Genomic DNA, 24,596 nt, shown 5'->3' on the forward strand with positions numbered 1-24,596 from the left:
CGTTGCAACGAGAGAATTCTTTCTCAGTACAAGAAACGCTCCCACCGAAAAGTGGAGATGGTAATCGTCCTAAGCTAATATCAAATTTCTCTCAAATGTAAGGTTAATCCTGATGTAATCGGGTGCAAATAAGAAGAAAAGGCAATAGGCTCAATGATAAAAATTATATTGGAGCTTTATTCAATGAGTTATAATAATAAGTAAGGAGGCTCTAGTACATCAAAACAAAATACTAGATCATAACTGATGGTTAATCTTACAGAAAAAACCACAAATAACCCTACACAAACTCCGTTTAATCAGGCTTGGCAAGGCTTTAAAATCGGTCAGTGGACAAAGGAAGTTAACGTCAGAGATTTTATTCAAAAAAATTATACCCCTTATACTGGTGATGAATCTTTTTTAACAGATGCTACTTCTACTACTAATAGTCTATGGACAGAAGTTAAACTATTAATGAAAGAAGAAAGAGAAAAAGGTGTTTTAGATGCTGAAACTAAAATTCCCTCTAGTATTACCGCTTATTCTGCCGGTTATATCAATCAAGACTTAGAAAAAATAGTTGGCTTACAAACCGATAAACCCCTTAAACGAGCAATTATGCCCTATGGTGGTATCAGAGTTGTTGCTACATCTTTGAAATCTTACGGTTATGACATAGATCCTCAAACGGAAGAAATTTTCACAAAATATCGTAAAACTCATAATGACGGTGTTTTTTCCGCTTATACTACCGACATGAGAAAAGCTCGCAAATCTGGTATTATAACTGGTTTACCTGATGCTTATGGTAGGGGACGTATTATCGGTGATTATCGTCGAGTTGCTTTATATGGTGTCGATTTTCTGATCAATGATAAACAAGCACAGCTACTTTCTCTCGAAAATGACATCATGGATGAAGACACTATTCGCTTGAGAGAGGAAACTACTGAACAAATTCAAGCCTTAAATGAGTTAAAAGAAATGGCTTTGAGTTATGGCTTTGACATCAGCATACCTGCAACAACAGCTCAAGAAGCGGTGCAATGGACTTATTTTGCTTATCTTGCCGCCGTAAAAGAACAAAATGGTGCAGCAATGTCTCTTGGTCGTACTTCGACTTTCTTAGATATTTATATTACCAAAGATCTCAAAAATGGTATTATCACTGAAGTCCAAGCTCAAGAATTAATTGATCAATTTGTGATCAAGTTACGTATGGTTCGTTTTTTGCGTGCTCCTGAATATAATCAACTTTTTGCGGCTGATCCCGTTTGGGTGACAGAAGTAATTGGTGGTATGGGTGCAGATGGAAGAGCTTTAGTAACTAAAAATAGTTTCCGTTTCTTACACACATTATATAACTTAGGTCCTGCACCTGAACCCAATTTAACGGTATTATGGTCAGAAAGATTGCCGACCTGCTTTAAACATTATTGTGCTAAAGTTTCTATCGATACCAGCTCTATTCAATACGAAAATGATGATTTGATGCACCCTGACTATGGGGATGATTATGGTATTGCCTGTTGTGTGTCTGTGATGAAAATTGGTAAACAAATGCAATTTTTTGGAGCAAGAGTCAATTTAGCCAAGGCTTTACTCTATACCATCAACGGTGGCAAAGATGAAAATAGTGGAGTACAAGTTGCTCCCGCTTACGCACCCATTACAGGAGATTATTTAGAATATGAAGAAATCACCGCAAAATTTGATTTACTCATGGCATGGTTAGCAAAATTATACGTTAACACTCTTAATGTTATTCATTATATGCACGATAAGTATTCTTATGAACGTTTAGAAATGGCATTACATGATCGAGATGTTTATCGTACAATGGCTTGTGGTATTGCTGGTTTATCAGTCGTGGCTGATGCTTTATCTGCCATTAAATATAGTCGAGTTAAAATAATTCGCAATGAAGCAGGTTTAGCCGTTGATTATGAAGTTGAAGGGGATTATCCTAAATTCGGAAATAATGATGATCGAGTTGATAGTATTGCTATTGGGTTAATGACAAAATTCATGAACCAAATTCGCAAAAATAAAACCTATCGTCATGCAACTCCCACTCAATCAGTTTTAACCATTACCTCTAATGTGGTTTATGGTAAAAAAACTGGTAGTACTCCCGACGGACGTAAAGCAGGTGAACCTTTTGCCCCTGGTGCAAATCCTATGCACGGACGTGATATAAAAGGTGCGATCGCCTCTATGGAATCCATCGCAAAATTACCTTACGAGCACGCTCAAGATGGTATATCCTATACTTTTTCTATCGTACCAAATGCTTTAGGTAAAACTTCTGAAATGCGCATTAAAAACTTAGCAGGAATTTTGGACGGTTATTTTCATAATACGGGTCATCATATAAATGTTAACGTTTTTAATCGAGATACCTTATTAGATGCCATGGATCATCCAGAACAATATCCACAATTAACCATTCGTGTTTCAGGTTATGCTGTTAACTTCATTAAACTAACCCGTGAACAACAGTTAGATGTAATTAACCGAACCTTTCACGAACAACTATAGTAACTGATTTAACTATAAAAATAGTAAAAGACGGAACTTTTATGGCAGGGAGATGATGCCTTTTGTAAATCAAGAAAATTATTTCAAAAAAGCACAAAGATTTAGCATTTTTCTACCTGTCAATTTGTTTTCGCCATTTTTCTTCTATGGAGCTGGGGTCTTGACAAATCCTCTTTTTATTATTTAATACAGTAAATATGATGATAAAAATCTTTTCACTTTATAAGAGAAAATAAGTCGCAAAAGATATAGATTAATTATCAGTAACCAATAAATAATAATCATAAAAGGAGACTAAAAATCATTTTTACCCCGCCATTAGCACGATTAATCGAACAATTACAAAAATTACCCGGTATCGGACCAAAAAGTGCACAAAGATTAGCCTTTCATATCCTTAAACGTGCAGATAAAGATGCTGAAGCTTTAGCCCAAGCTATTCTTGACGCAAAAAGAAGAGTCGGTTTTTGTCAAAAATGTTTTCATTTATCTGCTGATCCTATTTGTGAAATTTGTCGTAACCCCAGTAGAAATCAAAATCTTATTTGTGTAGTAGAAGATTCTAAAGATGTCATAGCCTTAGAAAAAACCAGAGAATATCAAGGTTTATATCATGTCTTAGGAGGGGTTATTTCCCCGATGGATGGAATTACACCCGAACAATTAAATATTCAACCTTTAATTCAAAGAATGGCACAGGGAAAGATTGAAGAAGTAATCATGGCAATCAGTCCTAGTATCGAAGGTGAAACCACTACTTTATATGTCGGTCAACTATTAAAACCATTTACAAAAGTCACTCGCATTGCCTTTGGTTTACCCATGGGAGGAGATTTGGAATATGCAGATGAAGTCACTTTGGCAAGAGCATTAGAAGGACGTAGAGATCTTTAAATAAAGCCTTTAGCCGATAAATTTACATACTAAAAGCTCCCCAACCCCCAAAAAGGGGGAGTAACTTCGGAGAGTACTGCGGGGAGAGCTTAATAGACAATTAACAATTAACAATTAATAATAATTGTAACGTAAATATTCAAGCCTTGTCAATATATTCACGAGGTTTCCTAGAATATTTTTTTTGCTATCATTGAGTCTTTCCCCAATTTCTTTATAGCGATAACAAAATAAAAGAATTGATCGCGCTAAAATGGCAATCAGAAAACCATCGTCAAGATTAGATTAAACGTTAAACATTTCAACAATTAAGCTCTTATGACTCAATTATCCGCAGAATCAAAGGTAACTGAAAAAAAAAGACATCATATTCATCATGGAAAACATCCTGTCAAACCTTTTAAATTATGGCAAGATATTAGTGAGCAAGAAGTCAGAATCGAAATTGTACCAATGATTGACGTTATTTTTTGTATTTTAACGTTTTTCATTTTGGCAGCTGTAGGTTTTTCTCGCCAACAAGCCATTAGTTTGAATCTTCCAAAAGCGGCGACTGGCACGGCAGAAATGAGGGAGATGTTGGTAGTAAGTTTAGATAATCGGGGACAACTATATCTTGAAAAACAGCCTGTTAGTCAAGTACAACTTTATAGTGCAATCAAAAACTATCATAGTCTCAATCCCAGTGGATTAATGGTACTTCATGCTTCTCAGGAAGTGCGTTATAGTCAAGTCATTGAAGTATTAGATATGCTTAAAGAAGTAGGGGGAGAAAGAGTGGCTTTAGCAACTTTACCCGGAAAATCTCAAGCACCTAATCAAACTGTAGATCCTTATGGTGGCTTTAATCCTTATTACCCTAATTATGGTACTAATCAACCTTCCTCACAACCTCCAATTCAATCTCCCTCTCAATTATCTCCCCAACCATCTCCTCAAATTCCTATCCCAATTGAACCTCCTGCTCCTCAATAATTAAAATGGTTTAAGAAGTAAATCACAAGTAACAAAATGATGAAGACAAAACAAGTGAACAAGTAGAAAAAATCCCAATATTTGTGCATTGTTAAAATAATATTTTATTAAATTCACAAAAAACACAATCTCCCTGTGTGTTTATCTTCTAAGTCAGTCATCACCTATTTTTATATCGAACTCAGGTGATGTACTCCATTTTTCCCCTTTAATTAAAGTATGAGTTTTCCAGTTATCATCAGTATTGGGATAATCAAGACGATAATGTCCTCCTCTACTTTCCTTTCGATAGATAGCACTTTTGAGGATTAAATAGCCAACATCCACTAAGTTTAAAGTCTCTGCTGCTAATTTTAATTGTTGTTCTGCGACAGGGGAAATTAATTCGTAAGATTGAGCTGATGTAATATTGCCTATGAATCGGCAAATTGAGAGTAACTTTAATTGATTATGCCAGTGTTCTACTTCTTTGATGGCTTTTTCTAATCCTGCTTCAGTACGACAAATCCCCGCTCCTTCCCATACTGTGATGGGTAAAGCATTTCTGATTTTAGTAATTAAGTCCATTTCTTCTTGCCAATCATCATTAATCTTTTGATAATTTATTGTTCGTAACATTAATTCATCACTAGAATTTAATGATAAATCACGGAAACTTTCGGCAAAGACAACACATTCTAAAAGAGAATTACTAGCTAAACGATTCGCTCCATGAACTCCAGTACTAGCCGTCTCTCCAATGGCGTATAAATTCTTGATTGAAGTTTCATTATTAAGATTAACGGCGACACCTCCCATCCAATAATGTGCGGCAGGAGAAACGGGAATTGGTTGAGAAAATAAATCTACTCCCCATTGTTGACACTTATTAATGATATTGGGGAAACGATATTCAATACGATCATGAGGAATAGGGCGTAAATCTAAGTAAACTTTACCATGAGCAGGATCTTGACTTATTTTATGTAAATGACTGAAAATAGCTCGACTAACTACGTCTCTTGGTGCTAATTCTCCTTTTTCGTGATAATCAAAAGCAAACCGCTTTCCTTGATCATCAATTAAATGAGCTCCTTCCCCCCTCACGGCTTCACTAATCAGAAAATGAGGTGCATTAGTAATATTTAACGCAGTGGGATGAAATTGGACAAATTCTAAGTCTCTTAAAATAGCTCCTTTACGCCATGCTAAAGCTACTCCATCCCCTGTACTAACTTTCGGATTGGTGGTTTGAGCAAATACTTGTCCTCCCCCTCCTGTGGCTAAAATAACGCCTTTTGCTGATAACCAATGAATTTTATTCTCATGAAGCAAACTCACCCCTTGGCATTGATTTTTGTTTTCATCTAACCATAAACTAAGAGCATAAGCCTGTTCATACACTTGAATATTTTTACTTTCTAGCACTTTCTGCCTTAAGATAGAGACGATTGCTCTTCCTGTTGTATCAGCGGCATGGAGCACACGAGGAAAAGAATGAGCGGCTTCTAAAGTCATCGCTAATGAACTATTTTGATTATCCCCTTGTGTTGATGTGCGGTCAAAATCTACCCCCATTTGTAATAATGAGTTAATAGAAGTGGCGGCATTTTCTACTAAAAATTTAACCGCTTTAACATCGCATAAACCAGCACCAGCTTTGAGAGTATCTTCTAAATGAAGTTGGGGAGAATCTTCAGGATTAATAGCCGCCGCAATGCCCCCTTGTGCCCAATCACTAGCACCTTTTTTTAGTTTATCTTTTGTAATGATCGCAATACGGAAATGATTTGGCAGACATAAAGCTGTGTATAAACCAGCCGCACCAGAACCAATAATTATTACATCAAAGTTACAAGGGAAAGAGGATTTTTCGTTCAAGATTTTGATTTTTTGGCAGGAAGTGTATTTGTGCTAATTTTACCCAATGATTTATACAAATCGCCATAAATAAAAATTTCCATAGAAGATTTTACTTTTATGTTTGACTTGTTTAAGTTAAAGTCACTTAGACTTCAGTTAGATGTAAAAAACTTTCAAAAATAAAGGTTTAAAACTGGTGATATACCAAATTTTACCCACTAAAAAAAATAAAGTTGATCAATAATTGACGAAAATCAATTTGAATAATGTTTCAATCAATTTTCTCCCAGTATCCTAGACATCTAGTCCCCAGTCTCATTTTTGCTAAGGAATTTATATCAAACCTAGGTAATTAGAGGCGTTCATTTGATCGTCTCTATTTTCTATTTTAATTTTTAGACTAAAATGAAGGAAAGTTTAATTTGATAGATAATTTTATGGCAGATTCAGAAAATTTGTTACAAAAAGCATTTTATTTAGGTGTCGGTATTGCTAGTTATGCCGTGGAAAAAGCTAATGATAAATTTCAAGAATTAAAGCAACAAGCTGAAAAAATTGCCCTTACCCCTGATTTCCCTCAACAATTACAAAAAATAGCGGATGATATGGTAAGTAAAGGAAAAATGAGTGCAGAAGAGGCTCGTAATTTTGTTGATGAAATGTTGAAACAATCTCAATCTCAAGACACAAAAAAAGATAATCCTGATTCTCCCCCTCAACCACGCACCATTGAAATAGTAACGGATGATGAAAATGATCAATAAAGAATTAATAATTAATCAAATACACCAACCATTAATAATTAAGCTACATTAGAGTTTAGATCTTTTTTATTCTTTGGTAATGATGGATAATTGGGAAAATAATTTAATTGACTGGTTAAATACTGCTCAAAATGAATTGGAGTCATTTTATACACAAATGAACCAACATTGGCAAAAAAATAGCACTGAATGGGAAAAAACATTTAATCAGTTAACAGAAGAAGTTGAGGAAACACTGACAATAGAATTGAATGAATTGCTTACAGAAGTAGATGATTTTTTCGTAGAAGTATTAAAATTATTTCTTGATGATAATTATCTCAATGATGTTGACAATTACAGTTATTTTCTTGATGAAGATGATTTTAATTCATGGTTACAAGACACAAAAATCAAACCTAACGCAGAAATAAATCCTGCTTGTCTCGGTTGTACTAATTATCATGGTCAAAGTTATAATGGTAACTTACTTGTATGCGGAATGCACCCCTATGGTTGGGATGGGGAAAATTGTCCTGATTGGCAAGAGTAAAAAAATCCAAAAAAACTTTATCAATCAAAACGAATCTAAAAATTAATGACTTTGGCTATTTATATAATTGTTAATTGTTAATTATTAATGATTAATTATTAAAACTATCAACTTCTCCTTGAGCGTTATCTGTGCCAAGATATACCAAACCTTGCTCGATTTTGAGGGTGACAAAACTAGCATCTCGAATTAAACGGGTTGCTTCTTTTACCCCTACAATAACGGGAATACCTAAACGCATACCGATTTGAGCCGCATGAGATCTCACTCCCGTTTCTTCAGTGACGATTGCACCTGCTAAACGCATAGCGTCAACATATTGATTATCGGTAGATTTCGTTACTAATATATCTCCCTGAGCAAAATTACTCAATTGACTAACATCTTTAATAACTTTTGTTCTACCTGTAATAATTCCTTGCCCAATACCTACTCCTTCACTAAGTAAACCTTTGACAATTTCTACTTTGATTAAATCCGTTGAACCGGCTACACCTTGTAATGTACCAGCAGTCATCACGACTAAGTTACCGTCATAGAGTAAGCCTTTTTCTCTGGCTACGTTGATAGCGGCTTGGAATACTTGACGCAATCCGGGTAAATCTAATAATAGTAAAGGTTTAATACCCCAAACTAATTGTAATTGACGAGAAACACTAACATGGGGAGTAATGGCAAAAATAGGAGTTTTAGGGCGAAATTTTGAAACATTACGAGCCGTTGCACCAGTTTTTGTTAATGTCATAATTGCCGATGCGTGAAGTTTTTTCGCAATTTGACTTACTGCACCAGCAATAGCTGTTGAAATATTTTCATTATCAAAATTGTCATTATAGGGTGCAACAATATTATCTCTTTCTTGTTCAATTCTAGCGGCAATTTTTGCCATAGTAGCCACTGCTTGAACAGGATATTTCCCCACGGCTGTTTCATTGGAAAGCATAACCGCATCGGTACCATCAAGAATTGCGTTAGCAACATCTGAAACTTCGGCACGGGTTGGGCTAGGGCTACTTGCCATACTATCTAACATCTGGGTAGCCGTAATGATGGGAATACCGAGACGGTTGGCTGTACGAATTAATCGTTTTTGTAAAATTGGTACGTCTTCTGCTGGTAATTCTACTCCCAAGTCTCCCCTTGCTACCATGACTCCATCACACAGAGAAAGTATTTCTTCCATTTGTTCGATGGCTTCGTGTTTTTCGATTTTTGCAATTACAGGGGTAGATTTTCCAGCACTACTGATTAAGTCTTTTATTTCTAATACATCTTGAGGATTACGAACGAAACTTAAGGCTACCCAATCAACTCTTTGATCTAAACCGAACATCAAGTCTTTTTTGTCTTTATCAGTTAAGGCTTTTACCGATAGATAAACGTTAGGAAAATTAACCCCTTTATTGCTAGAAAGTACACCCCCTACCACCACTTGACAATGCAAATCTTTATTTTCTAAATCTATCTCTTTAACTACCATCTCCACTCTACCATCATCGATTAAGATTCTGGCATTCACAGGTACTTCTTCTGCTAAATTTTCATAGCTAATACAACTTATTTCTTGATTACACTTTACTTCCCTACTGGTTAAAATATAGTGATCACCTTCTTTAAGTTCTACAGAAACACATTCAAATTTTCCTAACCGAATTTTAGGTCCTTGTAAATCTTGTAAAATACCAATGGGTATATTAAGTTCATTTTCTGCTTGACGAATCAGACGAATACTACGTTGATGCACTTCATGAGTGCCATGAGAAAAGTTGAGACGAAAAGTATTAGCGCCAGCAAGTATCATTTGACGTAAAGTTTCGGGGTTTGCACAACCTGGGCCAACAGTGGCTACAATTTTAGTACGGTGGGAAAATTTGTCAGACATCACCAATTTATTACTGATAAAACGTGATTGATCATTATATCTTACTTTGGATTCGTTCCATTATCGTTAATTACCTCTGTGTCATTATCATTGTTTCACTGAGTGAGAAAATTTATTTATCAAAGTAGGCAACTTAAACCAGTAGAATTAAATTCCTAATTGTTAATTTTTTGTTATAATTTCACTTTGATGTTGTTTCATTAGGATTATTCTCATCTTGGCACAGGTTATTATTGACAATCTCTACAAAACCTATTTTTCGTCTGCCAGTAAGTTTTCTCCTTCTATTTCTTTAGGAGTTGGAGTGATTGCTAATTCTCCTGATGTAGAACAAAATTTTTCTTCTTCTTCTACCCATGTTTTAAAAGGTATTAATCTTGAAATTCAAGAAGGAGAATTTATGGTTTTAGTTGGTCCTTCTGGATGTGGTAAAAGTACTTTATTGCGTTTAATAGCTGGTTTAGAAGAGATTACTGGAGGAAAAATTTTAATTGGCGATCGTATAGTTAATGATTTACCACCAAAAGCAAGAGATATAGCGATGGTATTTCAAAATTATGCTCTTTATCCTCATCTAAGTGTTTATGATAATATCGCCTTTGGCTTACGAAGAATGAATCAACAAGTATCATCAACACCATTAGATAAAATTTTGACCGTCATTACCAGTAAATTTCCTTCCAAATGGCGTTATCTTTCCGACAGTGAAAAAGAGATTAACAAAAAAGTCGTCATTGTTGCACAAATGTTGCAAATAGAACACTTATTGGAACGTTTGCCCAAACAACTATCAGGGGGACAAAAACAACGAGTTGCTTTAGGAAGAGCTATTGCTCGTAATCCTCATGTATTTTTAATGGACGAACCCTTATCAAATTTAGACGCTAAATTAAGAACAGAAACACGAGGACAAATAGTTAAGCTACAAAAACAATTAAAGATAACAACTATTTATGTAACTCATGATCAGACAGAAGCCATGACGATGGGTGATCGTATTGCTATAATGAACCAAGGAGAAATACAGCAACTAGCCACACCTTTAGAGATATATCGTCAACCTGTGAATAAATTTGTAGCACAATTTATTGGTAGTCCTCCCATGAATTTTTTGGAGGTGAATTATCAAAAACCAGATTTAATTGTTCATTCTCATTTTCAACTACTTTTATCAGCAGAATGGCAAGAGGTTTTTAAAGAATATAATTACGAAAAAATTTGGCTAGGAATACGCCCAGAATATTTTAGTTTATCCGAACCTTCACCATCAACAATTCCCGTGATAGTTAACCTAGTAGAAGCCTTAGGAAACGAATTTATTTTAACTGTTAATTTAGAGGGAAATAATCGAGAAAATTTGCAAGTAAAACTATTTTCTGATGACTTAATAAAAATTGGAGATAAATTGAATTTAAGCATCAAATTAGACAAAGTTAATTTTTTTGATTGCTATCAAGAGAGAAATATTAGCTTAATAATTAGATAAAATTTTAAATTATTCTAAAACTATGATAAAGACCTCTTTTTTTCGAGAACCAATAGACAAAATTTGTTTTATTGTTATTGCTCTTCTCAGTTTTTTGATGGTTATTTTAGTTGGTGGAAGTAAAATTTGTAATGAAAATGGGTGTTTATTGAAAACTCAACCTCATGTAGAACAATTTAGCTGGGAAAATCAAAAGATCAATGAAAAAGATCAAGGTTTTTCTTTAATTTTTGATCGCCCAATGTCTCCAGAAAGTGTTGAAGAAAATTTAGAAATAGAGCCACCTTTAGATGGTAAAATTAGTTGGTCAGGGAAACGTTTAGTTTATACTTTAAATCAAGTTATTCCTTATGGTAAAAATTACCGTTTATCATTAAAAAATGCCCAAGAAAAATTTAGAGGAAAAGAAAAATTAGGATCAAAAATAGAGCCATTTATCGCTGAATTTCAAAGTAGGGATAGGGCTTTCGCATACATTGGCAGTCAAAAAGAAGAAAGTGGTAAACTTATACTTAATAATTCAACTAAGCAAAATAAAACTATTCTGACTCCTGAGCATTTAACAGTAGTCGATTTTAAATTTACTCCTAATACAGAAAAAATTATCTTTTCTGCGGTGAATGAAAATAAAACTCACGGCGATTTCAAAAAAATAGATTTGTATGAAGTTACTACAGGATTATCTAATGATTTAACAACAAAAATACCGGGTCAATTAAACTTAATTTTAGAAGGGGAAGAATATCAAAATAATAAATTTGATTTAGCTGGAAAAAATGGTGAAATAATTATTGTTCAAAGAATTAAAAATGATGATCCCACTGATTTTGATTTATGGAAAATTGAACCGGGGAAAATTCCTCAAAGACTAAATACTAAAGGAGGAGATTTTCTTGTTACTCCAGATAAAAAAGCCGTTGCGATTGCTCAAGGAGAAGGAATAGCGATTATACCTGTGGGAACTGAAGAAAATCAATCTAACATCAATTTTTTGCCCAAATATGGTCAAGTATTAACATTTTCTGCTGATGGTAATAGTGCGGCAATGATTAATTTTAATAAAGATAATGCTCAATTGCGTTACACTCGTTCTTTATTTTATGTAAATAATCAGGGAGTAGAAAAAGAGTTACTGAATATAGAAGGATCAATTATTGATTGTAAATTTAATAGTAATGGAAAACAACTATTTTGTTTACTCACAGAATTAACGGAAACGGAAACAGAATTTCAAGAAAAACCGTACTTTGTGGCTATAGATATTCAATCGGGAGATGTAATTCCTTTAGTCGCTTTACCCAAATTTCAGGACATGAAAATTAGCATTGCCCCTGATGGATTTGGCATATTATTTGATCAGTTAATCACAGAAAATGATGTACCTCAAAACTCCTTAAAAACCGCTTTACCCGATGATGATTTACTAACTGACTCTGCTGAATTAATATTGAGTAGCCGACTATGGTTATTAACATTACCCTCTCAAGAATCAACACAGCCAAACTTACAAGAATTACCCATTGCTGGATTTAAACCTCAATGGAGTCCATGATAACCTGAGTTCTATACAAATTAGTTGACTAAGATAAGAGTAGGAGACTAGAAGACTAGGAGACTTGGAAGAGAATTGACTTGACTTAACTATTCTTAAAATTGATTTTCAATAAAATAATTAGTTTCTTAATTATTTATTCTTCATGAAGTTTCATTGCAAAAAGTTAAGAAAAAATTGCCAAACACATCATCATCAGTAATGATTAGAATTGTTTAAAAAGCATTTTTATAGTAACCAGATTATTTAAGATCACGAAATGAATATTATTGTAGTAGGTCTTTCCCATAAAACCGCCGCCGTAGAGGTAAGAGAAAAATTAAGTATTCCTGAGCCTAAAATAGAAGATTCTATCCATCATCTTCTTACTTATCCTCATGTGGAAGAAGTAGGAATTATTAGCACCTGTAACCGATTAGAAATTTATGCAGTAGTCAAAGAAACAGAACAAGGTGTTAAGGAAATTAATCAATTTTTAGCAGAAATCGGTCATATTCCTTTACAACAATTAAGAAGACATTTATTTATACTTTTACATCAAGATGCAATTCGTCATCTAATGCGAGTTTCTGCAGGATTAGAAAGCCTCGTTTTAGGAGAAGGACAAATTTTAGCTCAAGTAAGAAATACCCATAAATTAGCAACAAAATATCAGGGTATGAGTCGATTATTGGATAGACTATTTAAACAAGCTATTAGTGCGGGAAAAAGAGTACGCACGGAAACAAATATCGGTACTGGTGCAGTATCCATAAGTTCGGCGGCGGTAGAGTTAGTAGATACAAAAATAGATGATTTATCTTGCCAAAAAGTTTGTATTATTGGTGCAGGAAAAATGTCTCGTTTATTAGTACAACATTTAGCTTCTAAAGGAGTCTCTAATATTGCAATCGTAAATCGTTCCGTCAGTCGATCTCAAGAATTAGCGAAACAATTTCCCCAAGTAACCTTACAACTTCACTCTCTCGAAGAGATGATGACAATAGTAAGTCAATCTGATATAGTATTTACCAGTACGGGGGCTACTCAACCGATTCTCCACAAGAATAACCTATCTTCATTACAAGTATCTCAATCCATTATGTTGGTAGATATTTCTGTTCCTCGCAATGTATCTAGTGATGTTACTGAGTTAGATTTTATTGTATCTTATAACGTAGATGACTTAAAAGCAGTAGTCGCACAAAATCAAGCTAGTCGTCGGGAAATGGCAAGAGAAGCTGAGGTATTGTTAGAAGAAGAAATTGAGGCTTTTGAATTATGGTGGCAGTCTTTAGAAACAGTGCCAACGATTAGCTGTTTGCGCAGTAAAATTGAAGAAATCAGAGAACAAGAGTTAGAAAAAGCCTTATCGAGATTAGGTTCAGAATTTGCTGAAAAACATCAAGAAGTTATCGAAGCATTAACCAGGGGTATCGTCAATAAAATTTTACATGATCCCATGGTGCAATTAAGGGCACAACAAGATATAGAAGCAAGACGTAAGGCTTTACAAACTTTACAAACTTTATTTAATCTTGAAATTACCGAACAATTTGGTTAATAAAGGCAAAACAAACTTCAGTTTGACATCAAAAAAATTAAATATAATACATAAGGAGAAGTAGAGCTTTTTCTTTTTTTCAAAAAGGTAAGGGTTAAAAATCGGATTGTAAAAGATTTTTAGTCTATTTTTTTGATTAATAAATCAATTATTAGAAAAAAAGCTCTCCTCCCCCCCGGTGGGAAAACCTTCAGAAATAAAAGTTTAAGACTGATGACAAACAAAATTTTACCCACTGAAAAGAATAAAATGTGATAAATAATTGTGGAAAATCAATTTTAATAATTTTTAAATCAATTTTCTCCTAGTCTTCTAGTCTCATCTTCGCCAACTAATTTATATCTAACTCAGGTTAAGAGAGTTTGACAGTGAGGGTTAAACCAATTAACCTTAACATCAGCAACCTCTAATTACCAAAACCTTTTTTACTTTTACGAGGGGATATTTTCTTTAATTCGCCACTTTTTATCCAGTCTAAATGTTGTTTTAATAAGTCTTGAAGATTATAGTTTTTGACAATAGTTTCTCTTGCTTTACTTCTAATTTTGGTCATAATTTCAGGATTATCTAAAGCATATTCTACCTTGTTAGCGATCGCCTCTGGAGAGAAAAAAGGTACTAATAAACCATTATAATTATCTTTAATTACTTCTTGTACGGGCTGAGTACTTGAAGCCACAAGAACACAACCAGTAGCCATAGACTCTAGCATTGACCATGATAAAACAAAAGGACGGGTTAAATAAATGTGTGCGGAAGATACTTGCAATACTTTAAGATAATCATCGTAGCCTAATAATCCCGTAAAATGAACTCGACTTAAATCAAGGGGTACTTTTTCTAGCATTACATCTTTATAGGTTTTACCATCAGGTAATTGTTTACCATAGGCAACTCGGTTATTGCCAACGATCACAAAATGAGTATGAGGACGACGTTTTTGTAGAATACCAATAGTTTCAATCAACTGCGGAAAACCCCGATAAGGTTCCATCCCTCTACCCACATAAGTAATAATTTCAGAAGCATTACTTAAATCTAAATTAATTTGAGGTACAACTAGCTTCGTTTCAGTATTCGGTTTAAAATATTCTGTGTCTACTCCATCATGTAAAACATTGATTTTCGATTGAAATTCTGGAGGAAATTGTTGTTTTTGCCACTGAGTCGGAGATAAACCTCGATCGCAACTATACAAATCAATTAGAATAGGTGCATTTTTCACCCTAATTCTTGCTTCATCATCCGCCGAAAGAGGATCACTCGGATCAAAATCGGCATCACTACCGTGTGAATTATAAAACCACTCAAAATAACATAAAAATTTTGCACGGGGAAAAATATCTTTGATAAATAAAGTCGGACCCCACCCTGAATGACCATATACAATATCAGGATAGAAACCCAAGTCTTTTAACTGAGTTGCCACACGATATAATCCTTGACCTTGTAAAACAGCATTTTCTAAATTACGAACATAATGATGAGTCTCTATCCTTGCCTCTCTGGATGTCTGATAAATTATCTTTTTGACTCCATCTATTTGCCCTTCTTCTCGTTTAGTGGCATAGATTATTTCATAATTGGGATCTTTGCCCAAGGTTGTCGCTAAATGACGAAATTGTGCAGGAAAATTAGGATGTATAAATAATATTTTTGTTTTTTTTGCCGACATAAATTCTTTCATCGATAATCAATAATTGTTCATTGTAAACCTACTCGGCACTACTATTACCTGAGTTCGACAGGAGAAAACAAAACTGATGGGGCAAGACAGAGGGGATTGTTCTCAAAATGACCCAATATCTAAATTAAATTCAATAAATAATTATCGAAAATCAATTTTAATAATGTTTAAGTGAATTTTCTCCTAGTCTTCTAATCTAGTAGTCTTAAGAGTCTCACCTTCACCCATAATTTTATATCGAATTCAGGTTACTATTCAGTCTTAGGTTCATTACAAAACTTTTTCTTTTATTTTTTTGATTATCTTTATTGTGAATGACTGAGTAAAAATACTCATAATTTTAAGATTGCTTTTTGATGAATTTTATAGATAGTAATTGAGAAAATTTTTTCTATACTTAAATTTAAAATAATTTGCTAACATCTTGACAATAAATATAGTAAAATGATTAATTATTTGGAAAATATAGATAACTAAAATATCAAGATAATAATTAGTTATTTTTCATACTGAATAACTTTTGAGAACGTGTTATACTCAACCAGTTATTACAACTAAAAATTTTTCAATCCATAAATAAATATAAGAGGTTAATGTTATGGAATTAATTACTTGTCTTGTTCTAGCAGTATCTGCTTTTGCATTACTAATTACTTCTATTATAGGTTTAGTTTCCGCACCTACCCCGATTCTTCTAGGTATTTTACTAGGAGGGATGTTATTTACCCAAAAATCTATTAACAAGTTGACAGAAGTTGACGTAAATTTAATGGAAGAAAAAAATAAAAATAAAGTCGAAAAAGTAGAAATTGCATCTAAAGATATCATTCATGAAGATCAACAAAAAACCAAAAAATCATTAATTTATCGAGGTTTTAATTATAGTACTACTAATAATGAAGATAAAACTCTTAACTATAAACCAAGTCGTCTTACTCATTATAGAGGTGCGGTGATTGATAAAAATCGGAAAGAAGTTGTTTAATTTAATTTAGGGTTACTGAAAAAGACGTAACAAAACCGACAAATCTGGCGAATATAAACGCAAAACAACTAATTCAATAATGCGATCACAAATTACCACTGTGCGATCGCCTTGGATAATTTTAATCGTACTCATTCTATTTATAAGCCAACCAAGACGATCTTTGTTAAGATTTTGAGCAATTTTATCAAGATTTGGTGATAGATTTCAAAAATCAATCTCCAATAATTTTGAATCAAAACAAAGATGATTGCTTTATTTCTTGATAAAAATTTCTGATTTTCCGCTCAACATACTAATAAAACAGTTGTCGATGTGATAAATCTATATTTACAGATACAGCATTGGTTATTTGCTGATATTTTTGTGTAGTAAAGTAGCATTAATTTTATAAAGTAGCATTAATTTTATATCGAACTCACGTGATTATCAAGAAATTCGATGACCAATATCTCTTCGGTAATACATATCATCAAATTTTATTTTTTCTACTGCTTGATAAGCAGAAGCGATGGCACTTTTAAAATCGGCTTCCCTACTGGTAACCCCTAAAACTCTACCACCATCAGTAATAATTTCTGCTCCTACTAATTTTGTCCCAGCATGAAAAACTGTTACACCTTGGGTTTCAGCTTCAGTAATACCTGTAATAACTTTTCCTTTTTCATAACTGGCAGGATAACCACCTGCGGCGATAACCACACAGACTGCACTACCTTTGTGCCATTCTAAGGGTGGTAAATCAGCTAACCTTTGTTGAGCACAAGCCAATAATACTTCTGCTAAGGGAGTTTTTAACATTGGTAACACCGCTTGAGTTTCAGGATCACCAAAACGACAATTAAATTCTAAGGTTTTCGGATCGCCTTCGGGAGTAATCATCAATCCTGCATATAAAACTCCTCGATAATCAATACCTCGTTTTTGTAATTCTTTTAATGTTGGTTCTAAAATTTCTTTGGTAATGCGGTCACTTAAATGATCATCAACTAAAGGAGTTGGAGCATAAGCACCCATGCCACCAGTATTAGCCCCTGTATCACCTTCACCGATTTGTTTATGATCTTGAGCAGGAATTAAAGAGCGAATTGTTTTGCCATCTGTTAGAGCTAAAACCGATACTTCTTGACCTGTTAGAAACTCCTCTATTACCACTTTACTGAAGTTTTGGGCAAAAAGTTCCTCTATGGCATCGATCGCCTCATCATCACTCATCGCCACCACAACACCTTTTCCAGCCGCTAACCCGTCCGCTTTAACAACAATGGGTGCTCCTTCTTGAAGAATATAATTTTTTGCTCCTTCTTTATCGGTAAAAGTAGCTGATTTTGCCGTAGGAATACCTCCAGCTATCATTAAATCTTTTGCCCATGATTTACTAGCTTCGATGGTTGCACCAGCTTTATTTGGTCCAAAAACATTGATTTGATGAGATTGTAAATAGTCGGTAATTCCAAGAGATAAAGGTAATTCTGGACCGATAACCGCTAAATTAATCCCTTTTTCTTCAATTAACTTTAAAAGACTTTCAAAATCATCCACAGCGATCGCCACATTTTCACAATTGTTCAATACAGCAGTACCACCATTACCCGGAGTACAAAAAACTTTTTCGACTGTATCAGATTGTAATAACTGACTTGCTAAAGCGTGTTCTCTTCCGCCACTACCAACAACTAAAACTTTCACTATGATCTCAATTCCTTTGATGAATACCGTTGTTAATTTTAGCGGAAATATATCCTTTTCCTTCAAAGGAGGAACATTTTTGAGGATAATAGTCTGTAAAGTGCTTATAAGAAGAGTTACAACTCTTAATTAAAATTATTCCTTTTCCCTGACAGTTAAAACATATTTTCATAATTTTTACTTATTAATTAGCTTTGAAGGTTAATCAAGATTGGATAAAAATTATTGACAATAAGGAGTTATATCTTCTCCTATTTCACACAAAAAAGATAAAGCACGGAAACGTAAAATCATTAAATCTTCATAAAAAGGATTCAATTTACATAGAGGTGGAATCTTTCCTACATAAAAGTTAAAGAGCTTAATTTCTCTGGCAAAAGGACATTGATTAGGAATTAAACGAACAATTTTTTTTGCTGTTTCTTTTTCTTTAATTTCTAATTTTTCTAGTTTTATTTTGATAACTCCTAGAGAAGACAACAAGGTTTTTCTAATTAGACTGTTAATTTTTGACATTGTGGAATCTGTTTATTGATAACTTTTGCTTAATTATTATTAGTTTAATCATAAATAAAAAATATAACAACTAAATATTAATATAAATATCTTTTATACTATATAAGGTTAACTGAAGACACCTAACAATTCTATCTGAGTAGAACCTAAGAGGGCGACAATTAAGCTAAACACATTATGCAGTTTTAGATAAAGATAAGATATTTTCAGTTTTTATATTAATTGCTATAGAAAAAGATTTATCAACTCCCTCAATTTTCTTAGGATTATTTAAAAAATCAGTTTAATTTACCCCAATATTTAATTCCTTTTAGTGAATTTATTTCAAGTCAGCTTATTCATCAAGAATGGGTAATGAAGATAATAAAAGTAATTGGTTTCCCATTTAAACATCATGGATTATTAAAGAATGGGAATTCAAAAAAATCATCTATTTAGTCATTGATAGAACACAGGGGGAAAATATTAATATATTAATGTAAGTTTAGTTTATAATCCGTTAAGGTTAATTAAAATACCTTCCACCAACGACGACTACCATCAGGAAAAGTAGTAGTCCAATTTATCCTTGCATCTTTTAATTGTTGCTGATTAATTTTTGCATTTTTTAAGTTTGCACCACATAAATTAGTATTCGTTAAATTCGCATTTGTTAAATCAGCACTAGCTAAATTTGCTCCTTTTAAATCGGCATTTTCTAAATTGGACTTAGAAAAATAAGTTTGAACTAGATTAGCATTGGTTAAATTAGCATTACTTAAATCAGCACCATAAAAATTAGCTTGAGATAAATTCGTATCTGCTAACATAATTTCTTGTAATTGAGAATAACGAAAAATACATTTATTCAGCTTACTGCCTTGTAAATTTAAACCTTGTAAATCTTGATCACTAAAATCTTTTTTACCACTATTAAAAGCCGTTAAAAATTTTTCTTCATCCCACTTTAAAGAAATATTTTTATTTTGTGTTTTATTGCGTCTTTGTTGGATTGCTTTTTGGATTTTCTCGGTGGCAGAAATAGTTTTTGTCGCTTGGGTGTGACCGTCATCTAGATTCCCAACTCCTAGTTGACTCAAATCGATTCTACTATCTTTTGATGCTTGATTGTTAACAATATTTTGGCTTAAACTTTGTTGAAAAGGTTGAATATTAAGGGCTTCAATCAATTCATCCACGGTTTTATAACGCTCACGAGTATCTTGAGCTAACATTTTTTGAATTATTTTTAGCAAACCACTGCTAATATTAACATCTTGTTGCCATAGTAGTTGACCTGTATTCGGATCAATACTAAAATTCTTGGGGGATTTACCCGTGATCAAATAGACACAAGTAGCACCCAGAGCATAAATATCACTGGAATATACTGGACGCATTGCTAACTGTTCTGGAGGTGCATAGCCCATTGTGCCAACAGAAAACTTTGTTAAAGCTGTTTGCCCCATAGTTTTTGCTAATTGAGTATTAACTTGATCTTTAACTGCCCCAAAATCAATAAGTATTAATTTACCATCTTTTTTTTGTCGCAAAATATTAGCAGGTTTAATATCTCGATGAATAACTTTTTCTGAATGAAGATATTTAAGGATAGGAGTAATCTCCTCTAAAAACCTTCTGATGGCAATTTCTCCATAAACTCCTTGATTTTTAATTTCTCGCTGTAAATTTTGACCATTAATTAATTCTTGAATCAGATAAAATTGTCCTTGATCTGCAAAATAGTCCATTAGTTTTGGTATTTGAGGGTGGCTTATTTTATCTAAAGTTTTTGCTTCTCTTTCAAATAAACTAATAGCCGTTTTTAGGGCTTGAGGATCATCAGCCATCGGGCGTAATTGTTTCACAACACATAACGGATCACCAATTACAGTTAAATCAACACCTACAAAAGTTGCTCCAAAACCACCTTTTCCTAACATTTTGATCACTCGATAACGATTATTCAAAATTAAACTAGAGCCACAATTATTACACTTTTTTAATTTTGGGTGATTTTTTGGTTCAGAACAGTTAGGGTTAACACAGTAACTAATAATCATCGTTTTGCCATGAATTTGTAAGTAAATTTAATTGAGCGTAGTTTTGATAAGGGAAGAAAAGAAGAGGGAAAAGAGAAATTTTCAAATAATTAATGATGAATTATTTACCACCATCTTCTTTTACCGTCGGGAAAAACAGTACGCCAGTTAGTTTTAGCGGTTTTGAGTTGTTCATCATCGACTTTTGCACCCCGAAGATTTGCACCTCCTAAATTCGCATCTTTTAAAATAGCACTATTGAGATTTGCACCCATTAAATCTGCTCCCTGTAAATCAGCATTTTTTAAATTTGCTTTATATAATTCCGCCCGTTGTAAATTTGCTTCCTTTAAATTTGCTTGAGCTAAATTAGCATTATAAAAATTAGTGCGATAGAGATTAGCTTTTTGTAAATTGATTCCAATTAATTTGCTTTGAGAAAAACTTGCTCCCGCTAATTTTAATCCTTCTAAATCTAATTCATTTAAAACCTGTTGACTAAAATTACGATTTCCTTGGCGATAGTCTTGAACAATCATTTCTGGAGTTAACTGTAATTTGGGCTGACTCAAAGATGCAATATTAGGTTGATTTCTTGCTCCCCCAATATTACCCCCTAACTTCTCCTTTCGTTTTCTAATAGCATCAGCTAAGTTTTGAGAAGTTGAACTAGCAATGGTAACTTCTTCCTCTTCATCTCCTGAATCTTTTCCACTACTTAAATTAACCATACTTCCAGCTAATTCTTGTTCATAAGGCACTAATTCTAAGGCTTTAATAACGTCATCTGCCGAAGGATAACGTTTACGCACATCTAACTCTAGCATTTTGTTTAAAACTTTAGCAAAAGTACCACTGACAGTAGTATGTTTTTCCCATGCTAATTCCCCTGTAGTGTTATCACATAAATCTTTTGGTGCTTTTCCTGTTAATAAAAAAATACAAGTTGCCGCTAGAGCATAAATATCACTGGAATATACTGGACGCATTGCTAACTGTTCTGGAGGTGCAAAACCCATTGTGCCTACGGAGATTTTTGTGAAAGCACTTTGAGGATTTTGACTCATTAATTGAGTGTTGGCTTGTTCTTTTACTGCCCCAAAATCAATTAAAAATAATTTATTTGTTTCTTTTTCCCTTAAAATGTTTCCGGGTTTAATATCCCGATGGATTACCTTTTGAGAATGAATATACTTCAATACAGGTAACATATTACGCAGAAACTGTTTTGCAGAACTTTCCTGATAAATACTCCCTTTTTTGATTTCTTTTTCCAAATCTTTACCCAAGACAAAATCTTGAATTAGGTAAAACTGTTCATTTTCTTCAAAATAATCTAATAATTTCGGAATTTGGGGATGATCCAATTTCGCAAGAGTTTTAGCTTCCCTTGCAAATAAATCTAATGCTGTACGATGAGATTCAGGATTAGAGGCGGCAAGTTCTAGTTGTTTTACCACACAATAACGATTTTTTTGAGCCATATCCACGGCTAAATAAGTTGTCCCGAACCCCCCTCGACCAATTTTTTTGATAGCCACATAACGCCTGTGGAGTATCAGATTAGACTGACAACTCCGACATTTTTTGGTTTTCGTATCATTTTTAGGATCTTCACAGTGGGGGTTGAGGCAATAAATAACGCTCATTCACTCTCGTTTCTCCAGTGAGGTAATTTTGATTATTCATCTCAAGACGTAATTATAGTGTATCGCAATTTTTGAACACCAAGAACAACTTTATCGAAACTTCATTTAGTAATTTTTAATAAAAAACAAATAGATACCATTGAAACTCTTAACTAATTTCCTCCTCTTCTTGCCAATCTTCTTGATTCCAGTCAATCTCTGGAGAATCATGCTCTCCATTGTGGTTAGATGAATTATCTTCTTCTAACCATTCTTGCCAATCGTCATCTACTTCTAAACTAGGAGAATCCTCATTTATTACAGGACTGATTACGACTTCTTCTTTAATAATTGTTTCTTCTTCTGGTATTTCATCGATAAAATCGTCCCAGTTTTCTTCTTCTTCCACTTTATTTTCAGTAACGGAGATTTCTTCTTCAGCCATCATTTCCACATCTAAAGAAATACCATCGAAACTTTCTGCTTCATCAATATTTTTATTCGATTCTTCTGTTTCGTTTTCTAGATCATCAATCCAATTTTCTTCTTCCTCTGGCTCTTGGTATTCTTGAGTTTCTTGATAATTCAAAGAATTTTCTAGGGTAGAATCTGATTCAAAATTGCTAAAATCATCTTCAAAACTTGTATCTTCTATATAATTTTCTGGTGCGGCTAATGGGAATAATTCTTCAGATTTTTCTTCAATCGAAGAAGTTATTTTTACATTATTACCCGCAATTATTTGTAATAGTTTAACTAAAGTTTCCCTATTTTTTTCCCACGTTTCATAAGCATTTTCTACTTGTTTTTGATGAAAATTTAAGCCATGATTATTATTAGAAATTAAAGTATCAGCACTTATTTTAGTAGTTAATCCCTTTAATAAGTTAATTTTAGTTTCAATATTCGTTGTGGTATTTTTCGCTGTAGAAGTCGTAGTTAGTTTTAATTTTAAGCTGTTACTCAAGGCAATCAAAAGAACTTGCTTTAATTTTTTTTTGTGTAATAGTTCTTTAACATCTTCATGATTACTCATTAATTTTACTCCTTCGTCTAAAATTTATTTTTCTTGATTTTAAATATTAACAATAACTAATTAAATTCTGATATATTTGTTTGTAAAATATTAAACATTTTTTGTAAACTTTGAGCATTTTGGAGTATTTTTTCATGAGCTTTTTCTACTTCTTGAAAATGCAAATTTTCTACTTGATTCTCTCCTAAATCATGCTCTATTTCATTTTGTAACAAATCAATAAAAGTCCGATAAGATGAGGATGAAGAATTATTTTGGTCATTAGTTGTCGTCACTATTTCTATTTTCATTACCTCTGACATTGCCATCGCCATTGCTTCTTCTATTTCTCCGTTTCTAATTTTGGCTTTTACTTCTTCAATTTTGCTCATGATTTAGATTACCTTAAATTTTTTCTTTCAATTAGCTTAACTCAAATTGTCTTTAACAACTTACCAAAAATCCGTCACCTCAAAGTTTAAATCTCTTAACATTTTTCTTAATAATGGTAAACTTAACCCAATTACATTACTGTGACAACCAACGATTTTATCCACAAAAACCCCTCCTTTTCCTTCCAAAGCAAAACTACCAGCACACTTCAATGGTTCTTCTGTGGCTACATAGGCTTTAATTAGAGAGTCATCAATATTCGCAAAATACACTTCTGTAATGCCACAATTAATAACTTTTGCTTGAGTGTCAGTGTTAATTAAAGCATGACCTGTATATAGTTTCCCCATTTTTCCCCGCATTTTTTGCCAACGTGCGATCGCAATATCTTGATTTTCAGGTTTACCAAAAATTTCACCATCGACTTGTAAAACCGAATCACATCCCAAAACTAAAGTAGAGGGAAAAATAGGGGCTACAGTTTCCGCTTTTTTCGATGCTAAAGTATTGACTAAATCGACAACATCAGTTAAATTTATTAAGGATTCGTCATAATTACTATGGTAAACAATGGCTTCGATACCAATCATTTTTAATAGTTTTAAACGAGCAGGAGAAGCAGACGCAAGAACAAATTTAGTCATAAAGTAGAGTTAATTAGCAAAAGTT

The 24,596-nt window shown here is 33.3% G+C and carries 20 protein-coding genes; 9 read left to right on the forward strand and 11 right to left on the reverse strand.

Annotated elements, in window-relative coordinates; genetic code table 11:
* Window positions 1-246 precede the first annotated feature (246 nt).
* From pflB to GM3708_RS02980, 3 genes are all read left to right on the forward strand, one after another.
* Entirely contained in the window at window positions 247-2,523 is a 2,277-nt protein-coding gene (gene pflB, locus GM3708_RS02970; protein WP_066344007.1) for a formate C-acetyltransferase, read from the forward strand.
* A 303-nt stretch (window positions 2,524-2,826) separates the two neighbouring features.
* Window positions 2,827-3,417, forward strand: a complete 591-nt coding sequence (recR, locus tag GM3708_RS02975) for a recombination mediator RecR (protein WP_066344008.1) — start codon at window positions 2,827-2,829, stop codon at window positions 3,415-3,417.
* Between the two features lie 318 nt (window positions 3,418-3,735).
* Window positions 3,736-4,392, forward strand: coding sequence for a biopolymer transporter ExbD (locus GM3708_RS02980; RefSeq protein WP_066344010.1), 657 nt, complete (start codon window positions 3,736-3,738; stop codon window positions 4,390-4,392).
* Between the two features lie 153 nt (window positions 4,393-4,545).
* On the opposite strand, the gene nadB is transcribed toward GM3708_RS02980, so the two are convergent.
* On the reverse strand, window positions 4,546-6,252 hold the full coding sequence (nadB, locus tag GM3708_RS02985; protein WP_066344012.1) for an L-aspartate oxidase: 1,707 nt from the start codon (window positions 6,250-6,252) through the stop codon (window positions 4,546-4,548).
* A 419-nt stretch (window positions 6,253-6,671) separates the two neighbouring features.
* Between nadB and GM3708_RS02990 the strand changes: the two genes are divergently transcribed.
* Together GM3708_RS02990 and GM3708_RS02995 are read left to right on the forward strand one after the other, a co-directional pair.
* A complete protein-coding gene (locus GM3708_RS02990) occupies window positions 6,672-6,998 on the forward strand; it encodes a phasin family protein (protein ID WP_066344015.1) in 327 nt (108 codons plus the stop codon).
* Between the two features lie 79 nt (window positions 6,999-7,077).
* Window positions 7,078-7,530, forward strand: coding sequence for a hypothetical protein (locus GM3708_RS02995; RefSeq protein ID WP_144439269.1), 453 nt, complete (start codon window positions 7,078-7,080; stop codon window positions 7,528-7,530).
* A gap of 91 nt (window positions 7,531-7,621) precedes the next feature.
* On the opposite strand, the gene pyk is transcribed toward GM3708_RS02995, so the two are convergent.
* The gene (gene pyk, locus GM3708_RS03000) at window positions 7,622-9,412 is read right to left on the reverse strand and encodes a pyruvate kinase (RefSeq protein ID WP_066344018.1); all 1,791 of its coding nucleotides are present in this window, start codon (window positions 9,410-9,412) and stop codon (window positions 7,622-7,624) included.
* A 217-nt stretch (window positions 9,413-9,629) separates the two neighbouring features.
* On the opposite strand from pyk, the gene GM3708_RS03005 reads away from it, so the two are divergent.
* From GM3708_RS03005 to GM3708_RS03015, 3 genes are all read left to right on the forward strand, one after another.
* The gene (locus GM3708_RS03005; RefSeq protein ID WP_066344020.1) at window positions 9,630-10,898 is read left to right on the forward strand and encodes an ABC transporter ATP-binding protein; all 1,269 of its coding nucleotides are present in this window, start codon (window positions 9,630-9,632) and stop codon (window positions 10,896-10,898) included.
* A 22-nt stretch (window positions 10,899-10,920) separates the two neighbouring features.
* Window positions 10,921-12,450 (forward strand): hypothetical protein, encoded by a 1,530-nt coding sequence (locus GM3708_RS03010; RefSeq protein WP_066344022.1) that lies wholly within the window; start codon window positions 10,921-10,923, stop codon window positions 12,448-12,450.
* A 259-nt stretch (window positions 12,451-12,709) separates the two neighbouring features.
* On the forward strand, window positions 12,710-13,993 hold the full coding sequence (locus GM3708_RS03015) for a glutamyl-tRNA reductase (RefSeq protein ID WP_066344024.1): 1,284 nt from the start codon (window positions 12,710-12,712) through the stop codon (window positions 13,991-13,993).
* Between the two features lie 406 nt (window positions 13,994-14,399).
* Here GM3708_RS03015 and GM3708_RS03020 read toward each other — a convergent pair whose 3' ends face one another.
* Entirely contained in the window at window positions 14,400-15,680 is a 1,281-nt protein-coding gene (locus GM3708_RS03020) for a glycosyltransferase family 4 protein (protein ID WP_231933039.1), read from the reverse strand.
* A 598-nt stretch (window positions 15,681-16,278) separates the two neighbouring features.
* On the opposite strand from GM3708_RS03020, the gene GM3708_RS03025 reads away from it, so the two are divergent.
* Window positions 16,279-16,665: a hypothetical protein gene (locus GM3708_RS03025; RefSeq protein WP_066344025.1), complete on the forward strand. Its 387-nt coding sequence runs from the start codon at window positions 16,279-16,281 to the stop codon at window positions 16,663-16,665.
* Window positions 16,666-16,677: 12 nt separating this feature from the next.
* Here GM3708_RS03025 and GM3708_RS19595 read toward each other — a convergent pair whose 3' ends face one another.
* From GM3708_RS19595 to GM3708_RS03060, 8 genes are all read right to left on the reverse strand, one after another.
* Window positions 16,678-16,800 (reverse strand): hypothetical protein, encoded by a 123-nt coding sequence (locus tag GM3708_RS19595; RefSeq protein ID WP_255358419.1) that lies wholly within the window; start codon window positions 16,798-16,800, stop codon window positions 16,678-16,680.
* A gap of 294 nt (window positions 16,801-17,094) precedes the next feature.
* The gene (gene purD, locus GM3708_RS03030) at window positions 17,095-18,354 is read right to left on the reverse strand and encodes a phosphoribosylamine--glycine ligase (protein WP_066344027.1); all 1,260 of its coding nucleotides are present in this window, start codon (window positions 18,352-18,354) and stop codon (window positions 17,095-17,097) included.
* Window positions 18,355-18,576: 222 nt separating this feature from the next.
* On the reverse strand, window positions 18,577-18,870 hold the full coding sequence (locus GM3708_RS03035; RefSeq protein ID WP_066344029.1) for a Mo-dependent nitrogenase C-terminal domain-containing protein: 294 nt from the start codon (window positions 18,868-18,870) through the stop codon (window positions 18,577-18,579).
* A gap of 509 nt (window positions 18,871-19,379) precedes the next feature.
* Window positions 19,380-20,912 (reverse strand): serine/threonine-protein kinase, encoded by a 1,533-nt coding sequence (locus tag GM3708_RS03040; RefSeq protein WP_066344032.1) that lies wholly within the window; start codon window positions 20,910-20,912, stop codon window positions 19,380-19,382.
* Between the two features lie 104 nt (window positions 20,913-21,016).
* A complete protein-coding gene (locus GM3708_RS03045; protein ID WP_066344033.1) occupies window positions 21,017-22,540 on the reverse strand; it encodes a serine/threonine-protein kinase in 1,524 nt (507 codons plus the stop codon).
* A 148-nt stretch (window positions 22,541-22,688) separates the two neighbouring features.
* On the reverse strand, window positions 22,689-23,555 hold the full coding sequence (locus GM3708_RS03050) for a hypothetical protein (protein WP_066344034.1): 867 nt from the start codon (window positions 23,553-23,555) through the stop codon (window positions 22,689-22,691).
* Between the two features lie 56 nt (window positions 23,556-23,611).
* The gene (locus GM3708_RS03055; protein WP_066344035.1) at window positions 23,612-23,926 is read right to left on the reverse strand and encodes a hypothetical protein; all 315 of its coding nucleotides are present in this window, start codon (window positions 23,924-23,926) and stop codon (window positions 23,612-23,614) included.
* Window positions 23,927-23,986: 60 nt separating this feature from the next.
* A complete protein-coding gene (locus GM3708_RS03060; RefSeq protein ID WP_066344037.1) occupies window positions 23,987-24,571 on the reverse strand; it encodes a nucleoside triphosphate pyrophosphatase in 585 nt (194 codons plus the stop codon).
* Window positions 24,572-24,596: the final 25 nt, after the last annotated feature.

This window comes from Geminocystis sp. NIES-3708, from assembly GCF_001548095.1.
Classification (GTDB): Bacteria; Cyanobacteriota; Cyanobacteriia; order Cyanobacteriales; family Cyanobacteriaceae; genus Geminocystis.

Excerpts from the sequence above, each read along its gene's own strand:
- pflB (WP_066344007.1), top strand. The coding sequence starts at position 247 with ATGGTTAATCTTACAGAAAAAACCACAAATAACCCTACACAAACTCCG.
- GM3708_RS02980 (WP_066344010.1), top strand. The coding sequence starts at position 3,736 with ATGACTCAATTATCCGCAGAATCAAAGGTAACTGAAAAAAAAAGACAT.
- GM3708_RS02990 (WP_066344015.1), top strand. The coding sequence starts at position 6,672 with ATGGCAGATTCAGAAAATTTGTTACAAAAAGCATTTTATTTAGGTGTC.
- GM3708_RS02995 (WP_144439269.1), top strand. The coding sequence starts at position 7,078 with ATGATGGATAATTGGGAAAATAATTTAATTGACTGGTTAAATACTGCT.
- pyk (WP_066344018.1), bottom strand. The coding sequence starts at position 9,412 with ATGTCTGACAAATTTTCCCACCGTACTAAAATTGTAGCCACTGTTGGC.
- GM3708_RS03010 (WP_066344022.1), top strand. The coding sequence starts at position 10,921 with ATGATAAAGACCTCTTTTTTTCGAGAACCAATAGACAAAATTTGTTTT.
- GM3708_RS03015 (WP_066344024.1), top strand. The coding sequence starts at position 12,710 with ATGAATATTATTGTAGTAGGTCTTTCCCATAAAACCGCCGCCGTAGAG.
- GM3708_RS03020 (WP_231933039.1), bottom strand. The coding sequence starts at position 15,680 with ATGAAAGAATTTATGTCGGCAAAAAAAACAAAAATATTATTTATACAT.
- GM3708_RS03025 (WP_066344025.1), top strand. The coding sequence starts at position 16,279 with ATGGAATTAATTACTTGTCTTGTTCTAGCAGTATCTGCTTTTGCATTA.
- GM3708_RS19595 (WP_255358419.1), bottom strand. The coding sequence starts at position 16,800 with ATGAGTACGATTAAAATTATCCAAGGCGATCGCACAGTGGTAATTTGT.
- GM3708_RS03035 (WP_066344029.1), bottom strand. The coding sequence starts at position 18,870 with ATGTCAAAAATTAACAGTCTAATTAGAAAAACCTTGTTGTCTTCTCTA.
- GM3708_RS03040 (WP_066344032.1), bottom strand. The coding sequence starts at position 20,912 with ATGATTATTAGTTACTGTGTTAACCCTAACTGTTCTGAACCAAAAAAT.
- GM3708_RS03045 (WP_066344033.1), bottom strand. The coding sequence starts at position 22,540 with ATGAGCGTTATTTATTGCCTCAACCCCCACTGTGAAGATCCTAAAAAT.
- GM3708_RS03050 (WP_066344034.1), bottom strand. The coding sequence starts at position 23,555 with ATGAGTAATCATGAAGATGTTAAAGAACTATTACACAAAAAAAAATTA.
- GM3708_RS03055 (WP_066344035.1), bottom strand. The coding sequence starts at position 23,926 with ATGAGCAAAATTGAAGAAGTAAAAGCCAAAATTAGAAACGGAGAAATA.
- GM3708_RS03060 (WP_066344037.1), bottom strand. The coding sequence starts at position 24,571 with ATGACTAAATTTGTTCTTGCGTCTGCTTCTCCTGCTCGTTTAAAACTA.